Genomic DNA, 22,098 nt, shown 5'->3' on the forward strand with positions numbered 1-22,098 from the left:
GGTCGTGCGGCCTTAGCCGGCCAGACCCTTCAATGCGGAAAGTGCCGCCGTGTAGTCAGGCTCTTCCGTGACTTCCGGAACATACTGCGCGTACTGAACAACGCCGTTGGCATCGAGAACGAAAACCGCACGGCACAGAATCTTGAGCTCTTCGATCAGCGTGCCGAAGGCGTTGCCGAAGGAGCGGTCTTGATAGTCGCTCGCGACGCGCAAGTTGGTGATCGACTCGGCACCGCAAAAGCGGTTCATGGCAAACGGCAGGTCGAGGCTCACGGTTACAGCGTTAACGGCATCGCCCATTCCGGAGAGATGCTCGTTGAATTTCTTGGTCTGGATCGCGCAGACGCCGGTGTCCAACGAGGGGACAACGCTCAGGATGGTCGGCTTGCCCTTGAGATCGGCCAGGTCCAGCTTCTGCATCCCCCCCTCAAAGTAGTGCAGCGTGAAATCGGGGGCGGCGTCGCCAACGGACACCGCTGCGCCGGCCAGGGTCATCGGGTTGCCTTTGAACGTGATCGCACCGGTTCGGGACATTTTTACGCAGAGAGTTGGGGGAGGGACGGGGCTTTGATTGCTGTGGAAGTATGGGCGGACCGGGGCCTATGACAACCCCCGCCCCCCGGGCGGCCGGCGGCACCGCCGCCTGTAGGAGACCAACGGTTAGCCGACCGTTGCGGCATGAAAAGTCCACTTGAACAGCTGATGCCATTCGGCTCGCTGGGCACTCACAACGGCCTTTTCAAGCGCCGTATCGCCGCTAGCCAAGCGTTCGCAGGCCGTCACCATCGCGGCCGGCGTCCAGTCGTTCGGAAAGGCATCGCGTGCGGTCGCGTCAGCCGCCACGGCTTCAGCGATCGACCGGATCGCCGGATGGCTCGCTGCGCGGGTGAACCAGTACCGGGCGTTGTCGAAATCCCCTTCGCGACGGTGCACAACGCCGTGCCAAAAGCTGCCGGTGGCGGTCGGTACCTCCTGGCAAAGGACGTGGGCCCGTTCGAGGTCGTTGTACAGCAGCCACAGACCCGCCAAGCAGCAATCGGCCATCGGCGGATCAACCATTGCGGCCGGGCTGAGCACCGTCAGTGGGTCTAGGCCCGCAAGTTCGGTGGCATCGACTGGCTCGCCCGCCTGCCAGGGGTGTGCGCCCCCGCCCGTGATTAGCTTGCTCAGCAACGGGCCGTAGCGGTCGTCAGCGTGGTCGCCGTCAGCGGGGCGATCGTCGGGCGTGCTTGGGGAGAGGTTCGCCATATGACAGAGAAGCGGGCTCCGCTTGAAAAAAGAAACGCCGGGCGGCCCCCCCTACGGAGTCGCCCGGCGTCTTAAAGCGTAAGCCTTGGTAGCTGCTTCGTTAACCCAGAATCGTACGGCTTCAACGGTAAACGTGAGCCAACTGAGGTCGTCCAGCGGCTAGCGCGTGGTCCAAACCGCTCCGCCGCGTCCCGCCTGCCGCGGGGTGCGGCGCACCTCGGTCGAAGAGGGTTGGGCGGCCTGACGCTGTGTGGCGCTGGCAGCAGCCGGACGCTTCGCAACCGGAGTTGCTTGCGGCTTCACGGCCTGCGGGGCCTCGGGCTCCGCTGCGACATTGGCGGCACCCGTGCCACGTACCGACTGAGCGAGCTTCGTGTAGCGCGTCGCTTCGGCGGTCTTGCCCAGCGATTTGTTCATTGCGGCGAGGTTGCTGTAGGGGACCTCAAGCGAACGCTCTTCGAGCACGCCCGCGTCGATCGCCTTCTGCATCACTTCGGCACCGCGCTCGGTGATGCTGATCGCCAACTCGTGACGGTCTTCCTGCCAGTAAGAGACCCCCATGCTGACCAGCATCTCGCCGGTCCGCCGCGGCGTGACGAGCTCGCTATCGCCAACGTCTTCGAGAAGCGGCTGAGACTTGTCGTACCAGCCAACCGCCTCGGCGTGGTTCTGACGATGCACCGCGTTGACAGCTCCCAGGTAGAAGTAGAGCTCGCCGACCGTTCGCTGCGCAAGCGGCGCGGTGATCCGCGGCTCGGCACCGGCGGACAGCTGCTCGATCGCCTTCGCCCCGTACTGCAACGCCTGCGAAGCATCGCCCCGGATGTGTTCCACACGGACGGCGCTGTAGCACGTGTCGCCCAACTCCCAGGCGATGCGGGCCTTGAACAGCGGGTCTTCCGATCCGGTGAGCAGCGTCGCGGCGGTTTCTTCGGCCTCGGTGACCCACGGCGAAGGATCCTTTGACGGACGCATCGAGGCGAGTGCCGAGACCGCTTCGCGGGCCACCTGCAAACGCAGCTCTAGATCGCCATCTTCGGCATCGATCGCGGCCTCGGCGAGGCCCGAGGCACGGCCGATCCAGTCCGCCACAAGCGCATCGCGGTTCTTGTACTCTCGGCGGGCGATTTCGTTCGCGATCGCCAGGTGGGCTTCGACCAGCACTCGACGAGCGGTCTGGCGAGTAAGGCGATCGGGCGACGTGCTCAGCTCGTCGGCCAGCTCGATCGCTTTGGTGTGGAAGCCGATTGACTTGTTAGCGATCGAGGAGCCTCCGAGCGAAGCCAGTGATCCGAGGGTGTGTAGCGCCTGTGCTCGGACGAGCGTCGCGGCGGACGGATCGTCGAGCACCTCGCGGGTGGTGACGACCCCCTTATCAATATCGCCCGTCGCTACTAGCGCTTGTGCCAGGGCGAGGCGATACGCGGCGCTGCCGGCCCGCAGACTGGTCGCCTCGTTGGCGGCTTGTAAAGCCTCTTCAGCTTGGCCCGCATCGAGGTGTGCGACGCTCTTCAGCCACCAGGCGTGGGCATCGGTCGCATCGAGCGTGATCGCCCGATCGAGGTCCGCCAGCCGGGCTGTCATCTCTCGCCACGGGCGATTCTCTGCCCGCAGGGTAAACGCTTTTGATTCGAGCGGCTCGAGCACCAGCGAGCCGATTCGCGCGGGACCGGCGAGTTCGGAACTCTTGGTGGTCAGCAGCGTGAGACCCTTTTCTGGATACGAAACCCCCAGCAGCCGCGCGGTCTCCGGATCGACCACATCCACCGAATCCACTGCCACGAGCTTCAGCTTTGCCTCAAGGTCGGCAATCGCCGAGGGTTCGGCGAGGGTCACCCGCACCACGCGGACCACATTCTCCGAAACGAGTACCTCTACGAGCTTAAAGGGCTTCATCGCGTACGAGAGCACCTTGCCGGACAGGTCTCCCTGCGCAATCGTGTTACGAAAAGGTTCGCCCCACGCCTTGATCAACTCGGCTAGTGTCGTCGTGCCGGGCAGCACGCCGTTGAACTTTGCCTGACGTACGGCATCGGTGTCGCTAGGAGCGTCGCTAACAACGGTGGGCGATGCGGCACGGGGTTGGGCCGCAGATTTGAGTTGGGCGACCCGTGGCGTGGTGCCGGTTTGAGTCACTTGGGGTGTGACGGGTTCAGGCGTTGCTTGAAGAACGGCTGAGGGCTCATCAGGCGTATCGGGCGCGACCGGCAGCGACCCCAGCGGATCGGCTAGCTCGGGCTCGTAGTCCGATATCTGCGAGATAGGCTCGAGCGTGTGCTCGGGGGTGACGGCGTCGCTCGGCTCTGCCTTGCGCGTCGTGATCAAGACCGAGCTGAGCTCGGGCGACTCGGCAACGCCAATTAGATCGACGGCACTCAGGGGCCCGACAGGACCAAACGCCGCGGCCAGTACGGCAGCCGAAGCGGCCCCGCGGAGACCCGATCTGTTACGTAACGACGCAGTTATCCAGCGAATCATCGCAAGAATCCCTCCCGGCACCGGCACGGCCGCTCGCCCGCAAACCTTGCGGGGGGTCGAGGGCCGAGCTCCTCGCGGCTTCCCTGCCGCGTTTTCAGCTCGGTACGACCGATCGCGCACGACCGGCCGAGGAGCCTTCGGTGTTTAGTTCGGATTCCGACCGACCATCACGCCAGGAAGAATCGGCAGGATCGGCAGTCTTTGGCGAAACCTCAACCCACGCGACGCCGCGTGAGCCCGCCAACGGCTAGCAGCGCCAGCACCACGGCGCTGGGTTCGGGCACCGCGGCACCGCTGCCGCCGGGGCCGACCATCATCACCGGGCCGAAGTTCACCTGGGCGATCCGCAGGTCGTCGCTGTCGATCACGCCGTTGCGATTGAAGTCCAGGTCGCGACCGTTGTTGAACGCGGCGTCGACGGTCGGAACCGCCATACCGATCCGGTCGATGATCGGCGGGAAGTCTGCCACATCGACGATACCGTCGTTGTTCGAGTCCCCTTGAGCGGGGGTGGTGGACGAGACGATATCCAGCCGGACGACGTCGGCGAGGCCGTCGTAGATGAGCTGCCAGCGGACACCGGCGGGTAGTACGGGCACGTTGGCAAAGCTCGGCGGCGCGTTCTGGAAAATATCGCCGGTGGCCGAGAGCAGCGTGATCGAGAAGCCCTCGACGAGGTTCGCCGGATTGCCGTTCGAGGTGACAATCGTGAAGCCCTCGCCGCCGAAGATCACGTCGCCGTTGACGACGATCGGGGCACCGCCCGAGAAGACGTCGTCCAGGTCGATCGCCAGCCGCAACTCGCCCTCACGGGCGTCGAGGTTACCCAAGAAGTTAGCCTGATTGCCCGCCCCCACGTACAGCTCGCCGTACTGGATCACGTCGTCCTCGAAGGTGACGGTCGTATCGATACCGCCGATGTCGATAATTCCCGAACGGCGGAACGTTGTCGCGGCATTGGAGGGATCGCTGTAATCGATCGTGCTGCTGTTGATCACGGTCCCTCGGACCGTGTTGATGCCGCCGGTGAACGAGAGCACGCCCGTGTTGTAGAGGCCGTCGCGGAACGTAAGTTCGGCGTTGTTGCCGGTAATCGTGCCGACCGCTTCGCCGATTGTCGTAGCGGTCGATTCCTGATAGAAGCGCGCGTTGCGGAACATCAGTGTCAGGTCGCGTTGGTCCAGAGGCTGTGTGTCGGTATCGCCCAAGCGACCGGCTTCCAAGGAGCCACCGTTAACGGCGATGCTGCCGAGGTTGGCTTGGTAGTAGCCCGTGAAGGGGGTAACCGTAGAGTTACCGGTGGCGTCGAACGAGTCGGGGATGCCGTCTCGGACGGGGGTCGCCGCGTCTTGCAGCAGCGAAGCATCGAACAGCGGGTTTTCGCCGTTCGAGAGAATGCTGAGCGTCGTGCCGGATACCACCGAGACGCGTCCTGAACGGCGGTTGAAGAAGTGGCTGGAGAGGATCTGCCCACTCGACTGGACAACGCCACCGTTGGCGGGATTCACCAGCGTCGAGGCAAGCGAGCCAATGCCGGTGGCACCGTTCTCGAAATTGCCGCCGATCTCGAAATCGATCGCCCCACGGACGACGCCCCGATTGCTAAAGGCAGCGCGGGTTTCGTTGGAGACGGGCTCGGTGGCGATCGGTGCGGCGTCGCCCGAGGCGACGATTCGCAGCGCTCCGCCGACGATCTGCGCGCCGTTGCTGGCCGTAAAGACGCCGCCGTCGATGATCGAGCCTTGGGCGTTCTCGACCCGTCCGACGCGCATCGTGCCAAAGCCGCTCAGAGATCCTTGAAACTGATCCCCGGTGAACGACGAGCCGTTGTAAAGCGTGCCGGAGATAGCCGGCGTGGAGGTGGGCGTGGTGGGCACGCCCGTATCGATCACGCCGCCTGCCAAGGCAATCTGGCCGGCGTTCGAGAGTTGGTTGCCGATGGTCAGCGTGCCACCTTGCACCTCGATCCGGCCGGCTTCGCCCACAAAGACGTTGGCAAACTCATCGTCGGTGCCGTAGCTGGCAGCCGAGACAACATCGACCCGTGCCGATTCACCAATGCGGAGCACACCCGAGCCGCTCGGTTGGCCTTGGCCCCCCAGCCCGCCAACCGCCAACGCAATGTTGCGCACGATCTGGTTAGCAGGGGTTCCTGGTGCCGGTGCCGGCGGAGCGCCACGGTCGAGCGCCGTCAAAGTCGCGAACACACTCATCGAGGTGCCCGAGTCCACCAGCGTGACAACCCCGGTGCCCGTGTCGGTCGGCGTTACCGAAGCGGCGGACGGGATGAATCCGATCGCCAAGCCATTGAAGAAGTCGACCGTGCCGTTGTCCAGCAGCGAGAGCTGACCGAAACCGCCGCCGCCGACGATCGACGGCGTGTTGGTGGCCATCGACATGCCGCCGGTCATGATTTCGCTGCGCCCTGCGGCGGTGATCGTTGAGCCGTTGCCCTCGACGGTCACGGTGCCGTTCGCTTGCGGTCCGATGCCGATGGCCAGCGCGTCTTGGATCTGAACACGGCCGCCGACCGAGACGGTCAGTTCACCGCGTCCGGCGAGGCCCACCACCACGTCGAAGCCGGCATCTACCCCACCGCCGCCAACCGGGCGAGGTTCTCCGGGGACACCGCCATTTGCGACAACGTCCCAGGCATTTGCCAGCAGCGGCAGGCGGAACTCGCCTTCAACCGCTTGCGGATCGTTGCTGAACACAGAACCGGTTCCGGAGACGGTGACAATGCCTCTCCCGCTCACCGGCACTTGCGTACCGCCCATGATCGCCGAGGCTTGATCGAGATAATTGAAGTTGCGCATCCCATCGAACGGAACAACCGCATTGGATCCGAGGGTAACGCCCGGCAGAAATTCGCCGATACCGCCCAGGACGAGGTGCTGATAGCGCACCGCGGTGCCCGCCGTGATCGCCAGCGTGCCGATGCTAGTTTCGCCCACAAGAATGTTCTGGTTCGTTCCGTAGTCTTCCCAAATGATGGGGTCCGTGACCATGGTGGCTGGACCAAAGACGGGGTCGAACAGGTTATCGAACACCTGATTGCCGTCGTCATCGATTTCATCAAGGGCGTTGATGTTACCATCGCCATTGATATCGAGCGGCCCGAAGGGCGTGGTGGCGGGGATCGTGTCGCCCGAAACCCTGGCGGCGGCCTGGGCGCGAGGAGCGACGGCAACCATCAGCGCGGCGACGAGACCGAGCAGCAGCAGGTTCTTAGTGAGATGCATCTGGTGACGACGCTCCCTGAGAGATCGTTCGGGGTGAATCTTGTGTTGCGCTCTTCTTGTCCGTCGCGGGCTGGCCCACGCGGAGTTTGGGTTCGTGCTCCCGCATCGTGCGGGAGGGGTGGGAGGCTCGGCGGTGGAGGTCGCCGCCGGCACGCCGTCGCCTCCGCATTCTGGCGAAGGGGTGTCGGGTGCAGTCGGGGCCTCGGTCCGAGTGATGCCCCGGGGGCCCCTCTTACGAGGCCCGGCGGGCGTCTACTGTTCCGGCCGTTCAGTTTCGTTGCGCGCAACGCTGCCTGCAACGATTTTGGGCATAAAGCCCGCGTAATTCAGGCTATACCGATTATTCAGGCCGTGCGCAGAGCCCCTGAGAATCGCACGCCATCGGTTAGGTTCGCTTGCCAGCGACCGGTCTATTGCCTGTGAGGGGCATTATCTGCCGCACCGGTCAGATCTGCAAGAACCGCTTGAGCAGATCGGTCCCCTCGAGCGTCAGGAAGCTCTCGGGGTGGAACTGGAGACCAAACACCGGGAAGTCGCGGTGCTCGACGGCCATAATGGTCTGGCCCCCGTCGGGCTCCTCGCACCAGGCGGTTACCCGAAAGGCGTCGGGAAGCGTGCCGGGACGGATCACCAGGCTGTGATACCGCGTTGCCTGGAAGGGGTTCTCGAGTCCTGCCATCAACCGGCTATCGCGGTGGTGCACCAAGTCGGTCTTGCCGTGCATCAGGCGATCGGCCCGGACGATCTCGCCGCCAAAGGCCTGCCCGATCGATTGGTGGCCCAAGCAGACTCCCAGGAGCGGGATCTGGCCCGAAAACCGCTCAACCGCCGCGACCGAGCAGCCCGCCTCGGTCGGAGAGCACGGCCCGGGCGAGATCACGATCCGCTCGGGCTCGAGCGCGGCGAGCTCATCGACCGACAGCTCATCGTTACGCACCACGCGGATATCGATCGTGGGATCGATCTCTCCGAACCGCTGGACGAGGTTGTAGGTGAACGAATCGTAGTTATCGAGGACGAGCAGCATGGCGCGGCGGGGGGACCGTGGCGGGGGGAGGTGTCGGCAGCGTTTCGGCTGTGCCTCCGGGTGACACGCCAGTGTAATCCGGGTTCGCTGAATCATGGAGATGAAACTCAGAAGCCCCCTTTGGCGTTAGCCACGCGGCTCGTTCCAATAAGTCGTATGAGTCTTTCCCCCACGCCGTTAGAACCACCCGTCGCTGATCGCGAAGCGCTGGACCTTGTTTGCCAGCTAATGGCGATCCCCGGCCGCGGCGGCGAGGAACGGGCCGTCATGGACTTTATCGAGCAGCGTCTGGCCGAGGCCGGGCTGCCCTTGGGCTCAGTGCAGTTTGACTCGGCGCACAAGAAGAGCGCGCTCGGGGGCGGCGTTGGCAACGCGATTTTGAAGCTGCCCGGGCGCGGCCCGCGTCGGTTGCTGATGGCCCACACCGATACCGTGCCGATCTGCATTGGCAGCAAGCCCCGTGTGCGCGGGGGGCGGGTGCGATCGGCCGACCCCACGACCGGCTTGGGGGCCGATGACCGTTCGGGAACCGCAGTGCTGCTAACCACCGCGCTCGGTCTCTTGCGGAGCGGCACGCCGCATCCCCCGCTGACCTTTTTGTGGACCGTGCAGGAAGAGGGGGGCATCAACGGTGCCCGGCATGTGGCGCTGGGCAAGCTCGGCAAACCCGCCCTCGCGTTTAACTTCGATGGCGGTACGCCGACTCGGCTGACCCTCGGCGCGACCGGTGGCTATCGGATGTGGGTCGAGATCACCGGCTCTCCGAGCCATGCCGGGCAAGCGCCCGAGCGGGGCGTTAGCGCCATCGCGATTGCTGCGCTGGCGGTTGCGGATCTAGTGGAAAACGGTTGGCACGGTTTGATCGAGAAAGGCGGAAAGCGAGGAACCGCCAACGTGGGAGTCCTGGAGGCGGGCGTTGCCACGAACGTTGTCGCCGAACGGGCCCGATTGCACATCGAGGCGCGGGGGCATGACCCCAAGTTCCGCGCGCGGATTGTCCGCGAGATCGAAGCCGCTTTTCGTCGTGCGGTAAAACGTGTTGTGAGCAGCGAAGGACGCCGTGGCGTGGTGCGTTTTGAGGGTCGGCTTGACTACGAGGCGTTTCGCTTGGTGCCAGACGACCCCTCGGTGCTCGCCGCGCAGGCCGTGCTCCGCGAATGGGGCCACGATGCCGAGCTGGCGATTGCTAACGGCGGGCTGGACGCAAACTGGTTGACCGCCCACCGGGTACCGACCGTCTCGATCGGCTGCGGACAGAAGCAGATCCATACGGTGGACGAAGAGCTGGACGTGGCCGAGTTCCAGCTAGCGCGACGGATCGCTTGGAGTTTGGCGATTGGCGGAGGAGTCGCATGAAACCCGACGAAGAGCTGTGTCTGTGCTTCCACGTAACCCGCCGAAAAGTGGAGAACTTCTTGCGGGTGGAGAAGCCGCAGGCACCGGCGCAGCTAGCAGAATGCTTTGGTGCTGGCACCGGCTGCGGGTGGTGTCGGCCGCTGCTGCGCAAGCTCTTCGAGGCAGCGCGGGCTCGTTCCGAGGCAGACCTGCCCCCGGCGGACGAGCACTGCAAGGGCCGGGGAGAGCACCTGCGCTTGGGCGGTGGTGTGGCACCGCCGGGCGCATCGCTTCCGCCCGAGGAGTAGCCCGATCCCTCACCGCATTGCGGCCGCGGATCTGTCTTGTTGACGCTTAGCAGATTCCTCTAGACTCCTGCCCCCGGCAGACGGGGCCCCCGGTCCGGAGGGTCGGTGATCTTTGCCAGTGAACCAGCGCCGCTGATGCGTGTGGAAAGGAATCCCGCGATGCCACTCGATAGCAAGTCTCTCGTACGCCAAGTTCTGCAGCTCCAAGCCGAGGCAGTAACCCGCTGGCACAACGAGCCGATTGATAACCCGTACACCGGGATCTTGGGCGTGGTATGCCAACAGCATGCCTTTAACTATCAGCTCTGGCACGAAGAGGATGTCGCCCGTAGCCGCGATGTCACCGACGAGCGGATCGCCCAGGTGAAGCGGGCGATCGACGGTTTCAATCAGCAGCGGAACGATTGGATCGAACGGATTGACGAAACACTGCTCGAGATGCTCGGTGCCGCGGGCGTCGAAGCGCCCGCCGAGGCACCCCTCAACACCGAGACGCCCGGCAGCGCGATCGATCGGCTCTCGATCATGTCGTTACGGGTTTACCATCTGCACGAGGAGTTCGAGCGCGAGGGCGCGAACGATGCTCATCGCCAGCGGGTGGGCGAGCGGCTCGCACGGTGCGCGGTCCAGACCGAGGACCTCTCGGGATCGCTAACCGATTTGCTTGGCGACATTATCGCCGGCCAGAAGCGTCTGCGGGTTTATCGACAGATGAAGATGTACAACGACCCGACGCTTAACCCGTACCTTTACAAGTCGACCCGCAAGGCGGGCTGACAAGGCTCAACGGACGTTCTGAGAAGCCGGCGGCGCGTCGATGCCCGGTTCATTGGGGTCCTCGTCGCGATAGCGGCGGGCGCTGGTTGCGGGAGCGGTAAAGCTCTGCATCCACAGGGCCCAGTCGGCGGGCGAACGCATCGCCGGGTAGCGCAGCAGGTGATCGGTGCGCGGGTAGGTGAAACCGGTTCCGAAGATCAGTCGGAAGCCGAGATTGACCAGCACCATAACGATAAACGCGAGGACAACCTGCAGGCCGATGACCTCGATGCCGCCGCGTGGCCAGCCGATTAGCTGTGCACTCATTCCCACCAAGGCGCCGATGAGCAGCGGATTGCCGGCTTGGCGGATCAGCAGTTCGTCGAAGTACCTCAGGAACGCGCCCATCAGCATGCCGTACAGCACGTGGACCCAGAGGCCGCCGTCGTAGTAGCACTGCGCGGCAACATTGATGCCAAGGTTAGCGTTAGTGTACTTGATGCCTGCGACCTCGGGCAGGGTGGCACCGATCGCGACCGGTTTTTCCGGCCAGAGCACCCGCGGGATCGGATTGCCGAGGATGTACTTGATTGAATAGAGCGGATCGACCTCAAGCCGGTCCGATCCGTCGTTGAGCATGTGGATAACGAGCAACGCGCACTCGACCGAATCCTGTCCGGTCAGACCCTCGGAGGTGCCGCCGCTGCGGATCGCAGAAGGCAAGGCCTTCACAATCGCGACGCCGCGTTGCATTCCCTGAGCCGAAGTATTCGCTGAAGCGTGACGGATCAGACCGTAGCCCAGCACGATCGGCATGGTGATCGCCAGCGCGATGGCGGTTTGCGTAAAGATCTTGCGGTTTGGTTGGTAGCGGAGTGAGATCCAATAGTAAGCAATCGCGGGGCAGGCCAGCGCGGAAATCAGATAGCGACGTGAACCGCCGAGAGAAAGCGACCCGATCAGTGTTGCCGCTCCGACAAACAGCAGAAGCACCAGCAACAGCAAGTTGCTCGGAGACCGGTACCACGCGACGAAGGCGATCGCCAATGCAAAAAAAGGCGTCATCACGCCAAACTGAAACAACAGCTGTGCCAGGCCGGGGATCGGAACCTGGACTCGCTGGAAAACGCCGATGCCCATCAGCAGGATGACCATCACGACGAGTATGCCCCCCGACAATGGCGGAGAGTTGCGCAGTGTGATCCCTGCCAGCCGACGCGGGAACTTGAAGAAGTAGTAGGTCAGCACCGTGATGCTGTAGAATATGACGGTGCCGAGGTAATACAGCGAGTAATCGGAACCGGTATAGCCAGGCAGATAGTGCGGTGCGTTCGCACAGCGAATGCCCGATACGCCCGTGAAAATAATCGCCCCAATCAGGAACGTATTCCACGCCGTCAGCACGTCGGTCCGGCGACGAAGGATCGGAACGATCAGCAGCGTCGCCATCACCGCGATGAACGCGTAGCTAAAGGCGATCAGGAGTGAGTCGTTCGAGATCATCGCGACGATACAAGCGGCTAGGTGCTAGCGGGGAGTGCGCTGTCTTTGTCGGTGGCTCGGGTAGAGCGGCGACTCTCAAAACAGCGATTGGTGAACTGTAGCTTGCCGGGGAGTGGTGCCGGCCATCGAGCAGCAACCGACCACGGCACGACCAGACAGTTGCAGGGGTTGTGACGCTTGCGGCGGTTGTCGGGTTCCTGCCCCGGAGAGGATTGGGGGCAACGCTGGCTATCGACGGCAGGCCTCAATGGCCGCCGCCATGCCGTCTACCATCCGCGGCACGTTGTAACGCTGTTCGATCGTACGACGAGCACCGCTGGCGAGCCGATTCTGGAGCGTTGCGTCATTAAGCAGGCGGTCCAGCGTCGTTGCAAAGTCGGCCGCGTCGCCGGCACGATACGCAAGGCCGTTGGGGTCAGGGGCGTCTGTGTTCGGTTGGAAGGCGATTATCTCGGGGTTCTGCCCTTGCACGTTGTCGTCCGTCACAACGGGCAGCCCGTATCCGAACGCGTGTAAAAGACTTAGACCGATCGCTGCGGGGTAAACGAATGCTTCGGCGGAGAGAAACCAGGGGGCGAGCTTTGCTTCGTCATAGATCGGACCCAGAAAGCGGAAGAACGATTCCAGTTTGCGCCGCTGGACAAGCTGCACGATTCGCTGCTGTTCTTCTCCGCCCCCGATCATGACTGCGAGCGTCTCGGGTTGCTGATGCCGCAGTCGATCAACCGCATCAACAAGCAGCTCCAGTCGGTTCTCAGGCGTGAAGCGGCTTACATAGAGCAACAAACGGCGATCGATCAGATCTTGCTCGCGGCGAAATCGGCTAAGAGCCTCTGAGTCGGCGAGCCAGGCGTCACGCTGGGCGAGAATCGGAGTCTGATCAATCGCGTTTGGAGCGACAAAAACGCGATCGGCGGGCCAGCCGCTTTGGATCGCGGCGGCTGCCGTTCGTTCATCGTAAAACAACAGCACGGTGGCGAGCCGCGCGATGCGGTCACGCATCCATCGGCGTAGACCACTGTCGTTTTTCGAGTAGCCATGCCCCCACAGCACGACCGGCAGCCCACGTCGCTTGGCGCGACGCAGGGCGGGGCCAAGAGAAAGGTAGCGGGCACCCCACGAGAGGATGAGGACGTCCACGTCGTTGCATCCGGCTGCTTCAAGCTGTGCCGCGTGCCAGAGGGCCTCCTGGCCGCGTAGACGCCACGCTTTAAGTGGCTTCAGCTCGGCCGCAAAGCCCTCAGGTTCAGCATTCCGGAGCGTGCTGTGATTGCCATACCACAGACGCAGGTCGATACTCGGTCGGGCTGCCAGTTCTCGGTAGACGGGAACCCGGTACGAGGCGAGCGTTGGCTGAACGCAGATCGTGCGTAAGGGGGCAGTGGTCGCCATGGCTAAGCGGGTCGGGACGTCAGCGGTTTCGAGTCTTCAAGGGCAGCGGCACCACACCGCTCACCCATTTCAAGACAACCCGAGCAAAGGGTTGGAGCGTCTGGAGGTATTGTTCACACTCGATCGAGGAGGTTCTTCATGGTCTGATCCGCAGCAGCGGCCAAACTACCAAGCCAGAGCGCCAGACGGCCGATCAAGGTATAATCCTAAGTTGCCCCTACCAGCCAAGCCTAGCCCCTTAAGCGGGGCCTCGGCCCCACCGCCAAGCGTTGCATGATTGTTTCAAGCGCTGCAGAGCTACCGCCGCCCGCTGAGGATCCCAGACGGGTGGTGATCGTCGGAGCAGGTGCGGTTGGTTTGCATTTGGCGGTTCAGCTTGTGCGTCGTGGGTGCTCGGTTGTCGTGCTAGAAGCGGGCGACCGCACGCTCAGCAATTTTGACGAAACGGCTTTCCGGGTCAGCGGACGTTCTCATCAAGGCGTAAAGATTGGCCGTAGCATATCGCTCGGAGGAACCTCCAACCTGTGGGGGGGGCAGCTCGTCGAGTTTCAGCCCGTTGATATCGAAGGGCGGTCGTGGCTAGAGGGATCGCGGTGGCCGGTTAGCTATGACGAGGTTGCTTCTTACTATTCAGAAACCTATAGCGCCCTGGGATCGATTGATGAGTTGCAGCAAGACGCTTCCGTCTGGGCGAAGCTGAAAAAAACGCCTCCCGAGCTATCGCAATCAGTTGAGGTGTTTCTCACGCGCTGGATGAATCAGCCCAACCTTGCCCACCACTATCGTGCTGAGGTTGAGAGCGATCATCGGATCAAAGTGGTTCTTGATGCTCGGACCGTAGGTTTCACGTTTTATGACACCACCGTCAAGGGCGTCAAAGTGGTGGACTCCAAAGGGAAAACACATATCGTCTCGGGTGATCGGATCGTGCTTGCTGCCGGTACGATCGAGAACGCTCGTCTATTGCTGCACAGCGCTGAACAAAGTGATTGCCCGTGGCGCACCAACGACAACATCGGCCGCTATTTTCAGGATCATCTGGGCGGTCGACTGGCCTATATCAAGCCTCGCAATCGCAAGGCGTTTTACGATGCCTTTTGCACCATCGTTTGTCAGGGAGCAAAGTTTCAACCGAAAGTGCGTCTCCGCAACGGCATGCTCCAAGAGCGACCGCTTCTGAATTGCCAAGCAATGATCGCGTTTGAGAGCTCGATCAGTGAAAACCTGGTCTTCCTCAAACAGTTTGTCAAAGCGGCGGTCTACAGCCGAAAAATCGGTTCGATAACCGGCTTCTTCCGCAATCTGCTGGCTTGCTCACGCCACATGATTCCGCTCATGTGGAAATTCGTTGTGGAGCATCGGATTCTCATCCCGAGTGGGTCGCGGATCGCTTTGATCGTTCAGTCCGAGGTGGAGCCTCTGCGCGACAGTCGTATCTCGGTGGATCGCACACGACGCGACCGTTACGGCCTGCCTCAAGCGGTCATTGATTGGCGACTCTCTGGGCGTGAGATGGAGGCCATCCTCGACTTTACGGAACGTGTGCGAAACGCTCTAGAACAAGCCCAGATGGCCGATCTGGAGATAGAGCCAGCCCTGGCGGCAAAAGACAAAGCCTTCTTGGACACTTTGCACGATACGAACCATCACGCGGGAGGTTGTGTGATGGGGAACACTGCCGTAGAGGGAGTCGTTGATCGCGATCTGAGAGTCTTTGGGACGAACAATTTTTATGTCGCTGGTGCGAGTGTCTTCCGTACCAGCAGCAACGCCAACACCACGTTCACCGCGATGGCATTAGCCACGCGCTTAGCCGATCACCTGACAGACACGGCCGATGCGAAAGATTGAGCTTCCTGGAGTGGAGGGTAGCGTCCCACAAATAGGTTTAGGCTGCGCGCGGTTGGACGGTCGAGTTGGCTTACGCCAAGCGAGCCGACTTATCGAGACAGCGCTCGACCTCGGCATTCGTTACTTCGACGTCGCCGAATCGTACGGTGTGGCTGAGGAGGCGCTTGGCGCGGTTCTGGCAGGGCAGCACGATGTGGTGATCGCGACGAAAGTTGGCCCCCCACGGCTTCCCTATAATGAAGCTAAGATGCGTATCAAGCATGCCATCAAGCCCCTGCTCGATCGTACCAGGGGCCTTAAATTGCTTCTGCGTGGCCGACATACGCCGCCGCCAAGGCTGGCTTCGGAACGCCCACGCTACGACTTCAGTCCAGAGCGTGTGCGACGTGCTCTGGAGGCGAGCCTACAGCGATTGCGTCGCGATCGCGTCAATATCTATTTGGCTCACGAACCCAACCCGCTCGATCTTAATCCAGACACGCAAATTATTTTTGATGAGTTCGTAACACAAGGTCTAATCGGTGCCTACGGCGTCGGGATCGATGCCCGCCAAGACCGCTGGTCTCCGTTCGGATCGATCTGGCAGAGTGGCTGGCCCGCGGAGCGTATGGGCGACTACCGGCAAGAAGTTGCCTACAACTTTCATGGTGTGTTGCGCTACGCCCCGAAAGATCGTTGGGGGGCAACCGTCTGTCCTGCCCGTGAGCTGGTTCGCGGGGCGGTTGAGGCAATGCCTAACGCGCTGCTTCTCGTTTCAGCATCGACATCGGATCGGTTGAGAGCGTTGGTCTCAGGAGCGTGCGGCTAGCGTCGTTCGCTGGTGCCACCGAGCTTTAGACGCACGTATTCGAAAACACCGACGTAGTGTGTCACAAGCGTGATCGCCAGCAGTTTTAAGCCTGCGTGGCGATACCCACGTTCCGCAAGCCGACGCAGCCCATACGCTAACTGAGAGGGGCTGGGTGCTAGGTTTCTTACCGCTGCGCGAAACCGATTCCAGACGGAACGCTTGGAGTTGCGGACCAATCGACCGCCTACGGTGCGTTTCCTCTTGCGGAGAAGCTCTTCCAAGGTTTCTCGCGCAGGGTGAGCAACGACGGCATCGTCAACGTACTTTGTTGGAATTCCGATGGCTCCCGCGCGCTGGCACCACTCACCGTCGGCTCCAGACAACATTTTGTCGTTGAAGAGCCCAACACGCTCGAACGATTCGCGTGATGCAATCAAGTTAGCGGTAACCGAGTAGCCGGCTTCTTTGATGGTTCGTTCTTGATCGAAGCCGTAAGCGATATCGTAGATCTCGACCATCCGGGGACGATGAGGATCGCGCGGGAAAACATCAACGCGACCTCCCACTACGATCGATTCGTTTGCTTCGGTCAATGCTGCAACGGACCGTTCAAGCCAGTCTTCAGCAGGCAGGCAGTCGGCGTCGGTGAAGGCATACACCTGACCACGCGTGAGCGTTAGGCCGTGATTCCGTGCGGCAAAAGAGCCCGTTTTTATCTCTTGGGTGTAGCGGGCAAAGGGGAATTTCTCGACCACCTCTCGCGGCGAGATCTCTGAGCCGTTATCGATAACAATCACCTCGAAACGGTCGCTGCCGATCGTCTGTCGCGCAAGAGCCTCGAGGCACGGCTCGAGCCGTGGGTCGTTAAAGACGGGGATCAGGACAGTGATGAACAAACGTGATATTCCCGATGGCTAGCGAGTGGCTTCCAAGAGTTGGTGCACTGCAGCCCACATCTCCTCGACTTTGCTCCGACAGGCGTCGCCGCGTACGCGAATCGTCTCGCGGAGCGCTTCGTTAGCCGAGGGGTCGATCAGCTCATCAACTAGCGAGATAAGGTGCTCGGGTGCGTCGGCACCGCGATGCATGAGGCGTTCAACGCCAAAGTCTCGAGCCAACATCTCGTACTTATGCGCCCATCCGAGAGACACAGCGGGCACCCCCATCGATAAAGCCGCGACGATGCTGTGGAATCGAGACCCCACCAGGAAGCGAGCGCCGCCCAGCTTGAGCTTAAGGGCATAAGGGTCGGGGTTATCAAAAATCTCTGCATCGGCACCCGCGAGTTGCGCCTTTAGGTGTTCAGCCATCTGGCGATCGCCCGGATCGCTAGTGTGGATGACGATTACGGGGCGTAGACCTGCTTGAGAAATCCTCACCAACGCATCATGCAAGCGGCTCAGGTACTTGTCTCCCCATTCCGCACGGCCTTGCTCGGCCATCCGTTCGTTAGGGACGATGCAGGCGTAAGGCGCTGTACCTTCCTTCGGTAGAGTGATGGTCCCTTCCGGGGGAAGGCTGGCGATGGTCATGTCGGGGCACAGACGTAACCGCGGATCGTCGCCAATCACCTCGCGTACCATGTCATAAGAAACCTGGTCTCGAGCGTAAAGCAGATCAGATCGATCCGCGGCTCGACTGAACCAGCTTCTTCCGTTGGCATTTTTAAACGGCCCGAACATCTGCGGCATGAAGATGACTGGCTTGCTTCGTCGAGCGTAGTCGGCGGCAGCTTCCGCTGCGACGCGTGTCTTCACCGGAGGGAACTTGTCACCGTAAGCGTAGCCGGCAATGTCGATCAAAGCATCGCTTTGTTTACGATCGATCAATCCGAGCATCGAGTCGGCTTGCTGTGGCAGAGAAGCGCGCATCGGCAGGAAGGCCAGGCTGCGAATCCAGCGGGAACGCAGCGCAGCGCTGCGCAGCCGACCGCTCAGCAGATTGCTGCTAGGGTAGATGGCCGCCAGCCCGAGTTGCGACCGCTCGGCAAAGCGCGCACCCTCAGTGGGCTCGATCGCGATCTGCACGGCAGGATCGCGTTCTCGGAGCCGCTTGGCGGCTGTGCGGAGCATCAGTTCGGCACCCTTGTTCGAGAAGCCCGCACCGCGTACCTCGACAATCATCCGTTTGCCATTCGGTTGTAGGAACGCAGCTCGTCGAGCGGCTTCTTCTGTGAGTAGGGAACAAGCCCCTGGGTGTCCGGGTACCCGGCCGAGATGCACATCACAACGCGCTCGTCAGGCTTTAGGCCGAGCAGCTTCGCCATGGCGACTTCTCGGCTGCGAACATCGGGCCAGTTGATCGAACAAGTGGCGATCCCCTGGACCTCAAGCGCGTATTCCAATGCCATGGCCGCCAGCGAAGCATCAATGTAGATCACGTGCCGGTCACGAGCGAAAGGATAAGCGTGGAGCTTGCCAACGATCACAATGAACACGGGGAACTGATGGCTAAAGCCACGGGTTCCCATCGGCACGTCGGCTAACTGAGCGATTAATGCAGGATCATCGAACACGCGGAACTCGAAAGGTTGACGATTGCAGGCGCTCGGCGAGTATCCTGCCACCACCACGGCCTGATCAATCGCCTCGCGGGGAACCTGCCTTGGCTCGTACCAACGAACGCTGCGGCGTCTTTTGGCAAGTTCCAACAGGTCATCGACCGTGGTACGCAGCGGAGCTTGATCCCGCAGGTAGGGAGCCCGTGGCTCGGCGTCGCAGGAGGGCTCAACAGCTATTTTTGCGAAGCGCCCACGCAGTTCGTCGATGCCCTTATCGATATCCGGCTTCACCGCGGTGAAGTAAGAACGCAGCACCGATTCGCTCCACAGGTAGAGGTCGTCGCGCTCTTTGACATTGGAATACAGGTACTCGAACGAGGCGATCGTCTCGCCCACGTAATCACGCGCGAAGACATCGCGGAGCGGTCGTGAGATGAGCCCCTTTTCAAGGCGGTGCGTGTTTCGCCGCAGGCGGTATCGATGTCCCAGGTCGGATGCACCACGTACGCTTTGGTAATAGCGGCTTCGGCCGACAATAACGGCGTGGTGTTCCTTCTCAAAATCGCGACTGAAACAGTAGTAGAGATTGGAGAGATACGGGAATCGCTCGCAAACGCGCAGCGCAACGCTGTCGATCCGAGTCAACAGCGCGCGAACCAGATTTTTTAGCGGTGTCAGGCTCATCACAGGGGTCGAAAAAAGAAAGCGAGCGCGGGATCGCCTCAGCGCAAGGTTTGGCGAAGTTCTGCAATAGTGTACTTGCCCGCCTTGGTGTTACCCACCGTGAACGTCCAGACCACGCCGCAGATTGCTAACCCGATCAGCAGGTTGATCGTTGAGGATTCATAGGCGATACGCCACTTAGCGGCCAATGCGGTCGCCGCCACGACGATGCCGATCGCCAGCGGCAGAGCAAACGCCCGCACCAGATCTTTCCAACTGATCGGTCCGGTTCGAGTGACGTACCACACAGCCAGGGGCGTGTGAATAAACACGCCGACAATCGCATAACTGAGCGCTACGCCGATCGGTCCCCACGGGAGTCCGATCGCAAACGACGCAACCTTGATCGCCGCTCCCAGAGTGCCCAGTCGCAGCACGTCTCGGCTTCGGCCATGAGAAAACATGATCCAACTCACCGCATTGGTGAACGGCTGGACGACGCCCACGATCAGCAGAGCCCGGAAGATCGGAGCCGCATCGATCCACTTAGCGCCCAGCACCAGCACAACAACTTCCTCGGCGTAAACCATCATGAACAGCACCGCGGGGCACAGCATGAGCATCAGCGGCTGCAAGATTCTCAGATAAGCCTCGCGGTAACGCTCGGGTCGCTCCACGACACGACTAAGAGCCGGAATCGCAACGCCTGAGATCGGTCCGATTGTTTGCGTGATCGGCGTGAGGAACAGCCGATAAGCGCGGTCGTAAGCGCCCAGCGGCGCGGCACCGTACCACCAACCGATGAGCAGTGTGTCAACGTTGCGGGCAAAGTAGTTCACCACGTTGAAACCGGTGACATCGGCCCCGAACGAGACGAGCTCAAGGGTGCCAGCGCCACGCGCCGGCTTGCCCGGACGCCAGTGGCAAACAAGCCAGTATCCAAGCATCAGTGTCAGCGAAGAGACGATCGGGATCCAGACAAGCGCCCAATAGTCATTCGTTTCACCGCGATAGTGCCAAGCCCAGCCGATGCCAACCGCTTGAGCCAATACCACCGAAACAATTTGTACGGCGGCCAGTTCACGGAACTGCATCCCTCTACGCAATAGCGCCTGATGCTGAATTGTCATCCCGCTGAGAACAAACGTGAGAGACAACGCGAGTGTGATACCCAGCAGCTCCGGCTCCCCGTAGAAAAACGCGATCGCGGGGGCGGAGGCCGCAACCAAAGCGGCTATCACGACGCCCAACGCCGTTGCAATCCAGAACAGGTTGGTCACCTGGGTGTGTGTGATCTCATCGCGCTGGACCGTCGCCATGGACAAGCCCGCGTTGACCAACAACATGCCAAAATTGGTGAAGACCGCCACCATGGCGAGCAGGCCATAGTCGGTCTGATCCAGCAACCGCGCCAGTGCTGGCTGTGCGGCTAGCGCGACGATGATCGAGGCAGCCTGGGCCCCGATCGTCCAGGCCCCGCCCCGGACCGTCTTTTGTCGGAGACCCGTCGAGAGGGCTTCGCTCGAGAAGTAGTCGACTCGGGCCAAGGTGCGTGACGGGATAATCGAAAGCGGGGGTGGTCAGATAACCAAAGGCCGGCCGATGCCGGGGCTTTAGTGACGCCGATCGACCGGCGCGAGTTCCCAGTATCCGCCGCCCTGCTCCTCACAGCAACAGACCGCCCGCTGCGGGCAGCAGATAATGGCATGCCCTATTCCGCACAATCGCTAGGTTTGTAGCCAGCCTCGCAAACCGGCCGCGACCGCGGGGAAGCCCGCAACTATGCTGGAAGGTCTCGGACCAACCCGTTGGTGCCCACCGCCCCGCTTTTCTCGCTAGAAACCTTCGCTATGCGCCATCGCGTCGCCGTCTTGATGGGGACCCGCCCCGAAGCCATCAAGCTCGCCCCCGTCGTGGCAGCGTTGGCGGCTTCCGATCGGCTTGAGCCGATTGTCATCAACACGGGCCAGCACCGTGAGCTGATCGACCAAGTGATCTCGCTATTTGGCATCCATGTGCACCGTGACCTGGCGGTGATGCAGCCGAACCAGACGTTAGCGTCGCTCACAGCACGGTTGCTGACCGCGCTAGACGAGACCCTTGTATCGCTCGACCCGAGGATGGTGCTCGTTCAAGGGGACACCACCACGGTGCTATCGGGCGCTTTGGCGGCATTTTATCGGCGGGTGCCCGTGGGCCATGTCGAGGCGGGGCTGCGAACAGGCAACCTCGCGAGCCCCTTCCCGGAGGAAGGCAACCGCGTGCTCACCACCCCGCTTGCCGCCCTGCATTTTGCCCCCACCGAGCGCTCGCGCGATAATCTGCTGGCGGAACGCGTTGATCCTGCCACGATTCACGTGACAGGTAACACCGTCATCGATGCCTTACAGATGGAACGCCAGCGGCAATCGGACCCCGGCATCGGCGTAGCGCTTCGCACCGGGTTGTGTGGGCTTGGCGGGGCCGATTTGTTTGCCGCGCCCATGGTGCTCGTCACCGGCCACCGGCGCGAGAACTTTGGCGGCGGCTTTCAGCAGATCTGCGACGCGATCGCCCGCCTCGCGGCCCGGTTCCCCGCCACACTCTTTGTTTATCCCGTTCACCTCAACCCGAACGTGCGCGAAGTAGTGCACGAGCGGCTTGGGGGGCTGGCGAACGTAAGGCTCTTGCCGCCCCAGCCGTACAGCGAGTTTGTCGCTTTGCTGGCGGCCAGTCATGTGGTGCTGACGGACTCCGGCGGCGTGCAGGAAGAGGCACCCAGCCTCGGCAAGCCGGTGCTGGTGATGCGTGATACGACCGAGCGGCCCGAAGGGGTCGATGCCGGCACGGTCCGCCTGGTGGGTCCCGTGGCGGATGCGATCGTCAATGGCGTGAGCGAACTGCTCACCGACGAGGCGGCGTACCGCCGGATGGCGGAAGCCCAGAACCCCTACGGCGACGGCCACGCCGCCGAGCGGATCGTCGCCGCGTGCGAAGCCTTCTTGGGTTAGCAGAGTCGCCCGCGT

General features: G+C 62.0%; 17 protein-coding genes. 6 read left to right on the plus strand and 11 right to left on the minus strand.

Annotated elements, in window-relative coordinates; all coding sequences use genetic code 11:
- Window positions 1-12: 12 nt before the first annotated feature.
- The 5 genes from tpx to Pla111_RS04740 all read right to left on the minus strand — a co-directional run bounded on the left by tpx (window position 13) and on the right by Pla111_RS04740 (window position 7,995).
- On the minus strand, window positions 13-534 hold the full coding sequence (gene tpx / locus Pla111_RS04720; protein ID WP_146571909.1) for a thiol peroxidase: 522 nt from the start codon (window positions 532-534) through the stop codon (window positions 13-15).
- A 126-nt stretch (window positions 535-660) separates the two neighbouring features.
- Window positions 661-1,248: a hypothetical protein gene (locus tag Pla111_RS04725; RefSeq protein WP_146571911.1), complete on the minus strand. Its 588-nt coding sequence runs from the start codon at window positions 1,246-1,248 to the stop codon at window positions 661-663.
- Window positions 1,249-1,407: 159 nt separating this feature from the next.
- A complete protein-coding gene (locus tag Pla111_RS04730) occupies window positions 1,408-3,726 on the minus strand; it encodes a tetratricopeptide repeat protein (RefSeq protein ID WP_146571913.1) in 2,319 nt (772 codons plus the stop codon).
- Window positions 3,727-3,938: 212 nt separating this feature from the next.
- Window positions 3,939-6,968, minus strand: a complete 3,030-nt coding sequence (locus tag Pla111_RS04735) for a beta strand repeat-containing protein (protein WP_146571915.1) — start codon at window positions 6,966-6,968, stop codon at window positions 3,939-3,941.
- Window positions 6,969-7,413: 445 nt separating this feature from the next.
- Complete coding sequence (locus Pla111_RS04740; RefSeq protein WP_146571917.1) at window positions 7,414-7,995, minus strand: anthranilate synthase component II; 582 nt, start codon at window positions 7,993-7,995, stop codon at window positions 7,414-7,416.
- Between the two features lie 156 nt (window positions 7,996-8,151).
- Here Pla111_RS04740 and Pla111_RS04745 point away from each other — a divergent pair, with 156 nt between their 5' ends.
- The 3 genes from Pla111_RS04745 (at window position 8,152) to Pla111_RS04755 (ending at window position 10,415) form a co-directional block, all read left to right on the plus strand.
- A complete protein-coding gene (locus Pla111_RS04745) occupies window positions 8,152-9,351 on the plus strand; it encodes a M20/M25/M40 family metallo-hydrolase (RefSeq protein ID WP_146571919.1) in 1,200 nt (399 codons plus the stop codon).
- Window positions 9,348-9,638, plus strand: coding sequence for a (2Fe-2S)-binding protein (locus Pla111_RS04750; RefSeq protein ID WP_146571921.1), 291 nt, complete (start codon window positions 9,348-9,350; stop codon window positions 9,636-9,638). The genes Pla111_RS04745 and Pla111_RS04750 overlap by 4 nt, the downstream gene beginning before the upstream one ends.
- Window positions 9,639-9,797: 159 nt before the next feature.
- Window positions 9,798-10,415, plus strand: coding sequence for a DUF4254 domain-containing protein (locus Pla111_RS04755; protein ID WP_231930746.1), 618 nt, complete (start codon window positions 9,798-9,800; stop codon window positions 10,413-10,415).
- A 6-nt stretch (window positions 10,416-10,421) separates the two neighbouring features.
- Here the strand turns inward: Pla111_RS04755 and Pla111_RS04760 are convergent, their stop codons facing one another.
- Window positions 10,422-11,897, minus strand: a complete 1,476-nt coding sequence (locus Pla111_RS04760) for a hypothetical protein (protein ID WP_146571923.1) — start codon at window positions 11,895-11,897, stop codon at window positions 10,422-10,424.
- Between the two features lie 228 nt (window positions 11,898-12,125).
- Entirely contained in the window at window positions 12,126-13,289 is a 1,164-nt protein-coding gene (locus Pla111_RS04765; protein WP_146571925.1) for a glycosyltransferase family 4 protein, read from the minus strand.
- 273 nt (window positions 13,290-13,562) lie between these two features.
- Here Pla111_RS04765 and Pla111_RS04770 point away from each other — a divergent pair, with 273 nt between their 5' ends.
- The gene (locus tag Pla111_RS04770) at window positions 13,563-15,140 is read left to right on the plus strand and encodes an FAD-dependent oxidoreductase (protein WP_146571927.1); all 1,578 of its coding nucleotides are present in this window, start codon (window positions 13,563-13,565) and stop codon (window positions 15,138-15,140) included.
- On the plus strand, window positions 15,127-15,948 hold the full coding sequence (locus tag Pla111_RS04775) for an aldo/keto reductase (protein WP_146571929.1): 822 nt from the start codon (window positions 15,127-15,129) through the stop codon (window positions 15,946-15,948). The genes Pla111_RS04770 and Pla111_RS04775 overlap by 14 nt, the downstream gene beginning before the upstream one ends.
- Here the strand turns inward: Pla111_RS04775 and Pla111_RS04780 are convergent.
- Genes Pla111_RS04780 through Pla111_RS04795 form a run of 4 tightly spaced genes read right to left on the minus strand, consistent with a single transcriptional unit; the run spans window position 15,945 to window position 20,640 of the window.
- On the minus strand, window positions 15,945-16,826 hold the full coding sequence (locus Pla111_RS04780; protein ID WP_197524756.1) for a glycosyltransferase: 882 nt from the start codon (window positions 16,824-16,826) through the stop codon (window positions 15,945-15,947). The two genes, Pla111_RS04775 and Pla111_RS04780, sit on opposite strands and share 4 nt — an antisense overlap.
- Before the next feature lie 18 nt (window positions 16,827-16,844).
- The gene (locus Pla111_RS04785; protein WP_146571933.1) at window positions 16,845-18,053 is read right to left on the minus strand and encodes a polysaccharide pyruvyl transferase family protein; all 1,209 of its coding nucleotides are present in this window, start codon (window positions 18,051-18,053) and stop codon (window positions 16,845-16,847) included.
- Window positions 18,050-19,114 carry a nitroreductase family protein gene (locus tag Pla111_RS04790; protein ID WP_146571935.1) on the minus strand — a complete coding sequence of 355 codons (1,065 nt, stop codon included), beginning with the start codon at window positions 19,112-19,114 and terminating at the stop codon, window positions 18,050-18,052. The genes Pla111_RS04785 and Pla111_RS04790 overlap by 4 nt, the downstream gene beginning before the upstream one ends.
- 38 nt (window positions 19,115-19,152) lie before the next feature.
- On the minus strand, window positions 19,153-20,640 hold the full coding sequence (locus Pla111_RS04795) for a lipopolysaccharide biosynthesis protein (protein ID WP_146571937.1): 1,488 nt from the start codon (window positions 20,638-20,640) through the stop codon (window positions 19,153-19,155).
- Window positions 20,641-20,943: 303 nt separating this feature from the next.
- On the opposite strand from Pla111_RS04795, the gene wecB reads away from it, so the two are divergent.
- Entirely contained in the window at window positions 20,944-22,083 is a 1,140-nt protein-coding gene (gene wecB / locus Pla111_RS04800) for a non-hydrolyzing UDP-N-acetylglucosamine 2-epimerase (protein ID WP_146571939.1), read from the plus strand.
- Window positions 22,084-22,098: the final 15 nt, after the last annotated feature.

The sequence above is a fragment of the Botrimarina hoheduenensis genome, from assembly GCF_007859815.1.
Taxonomy (GTDB): Bacteria; Planctomycetota; Planctomycetia; order Pirellulales; family Lacipirellulaceae; genus Botrimarina; species Botrimarina hoheduenensis.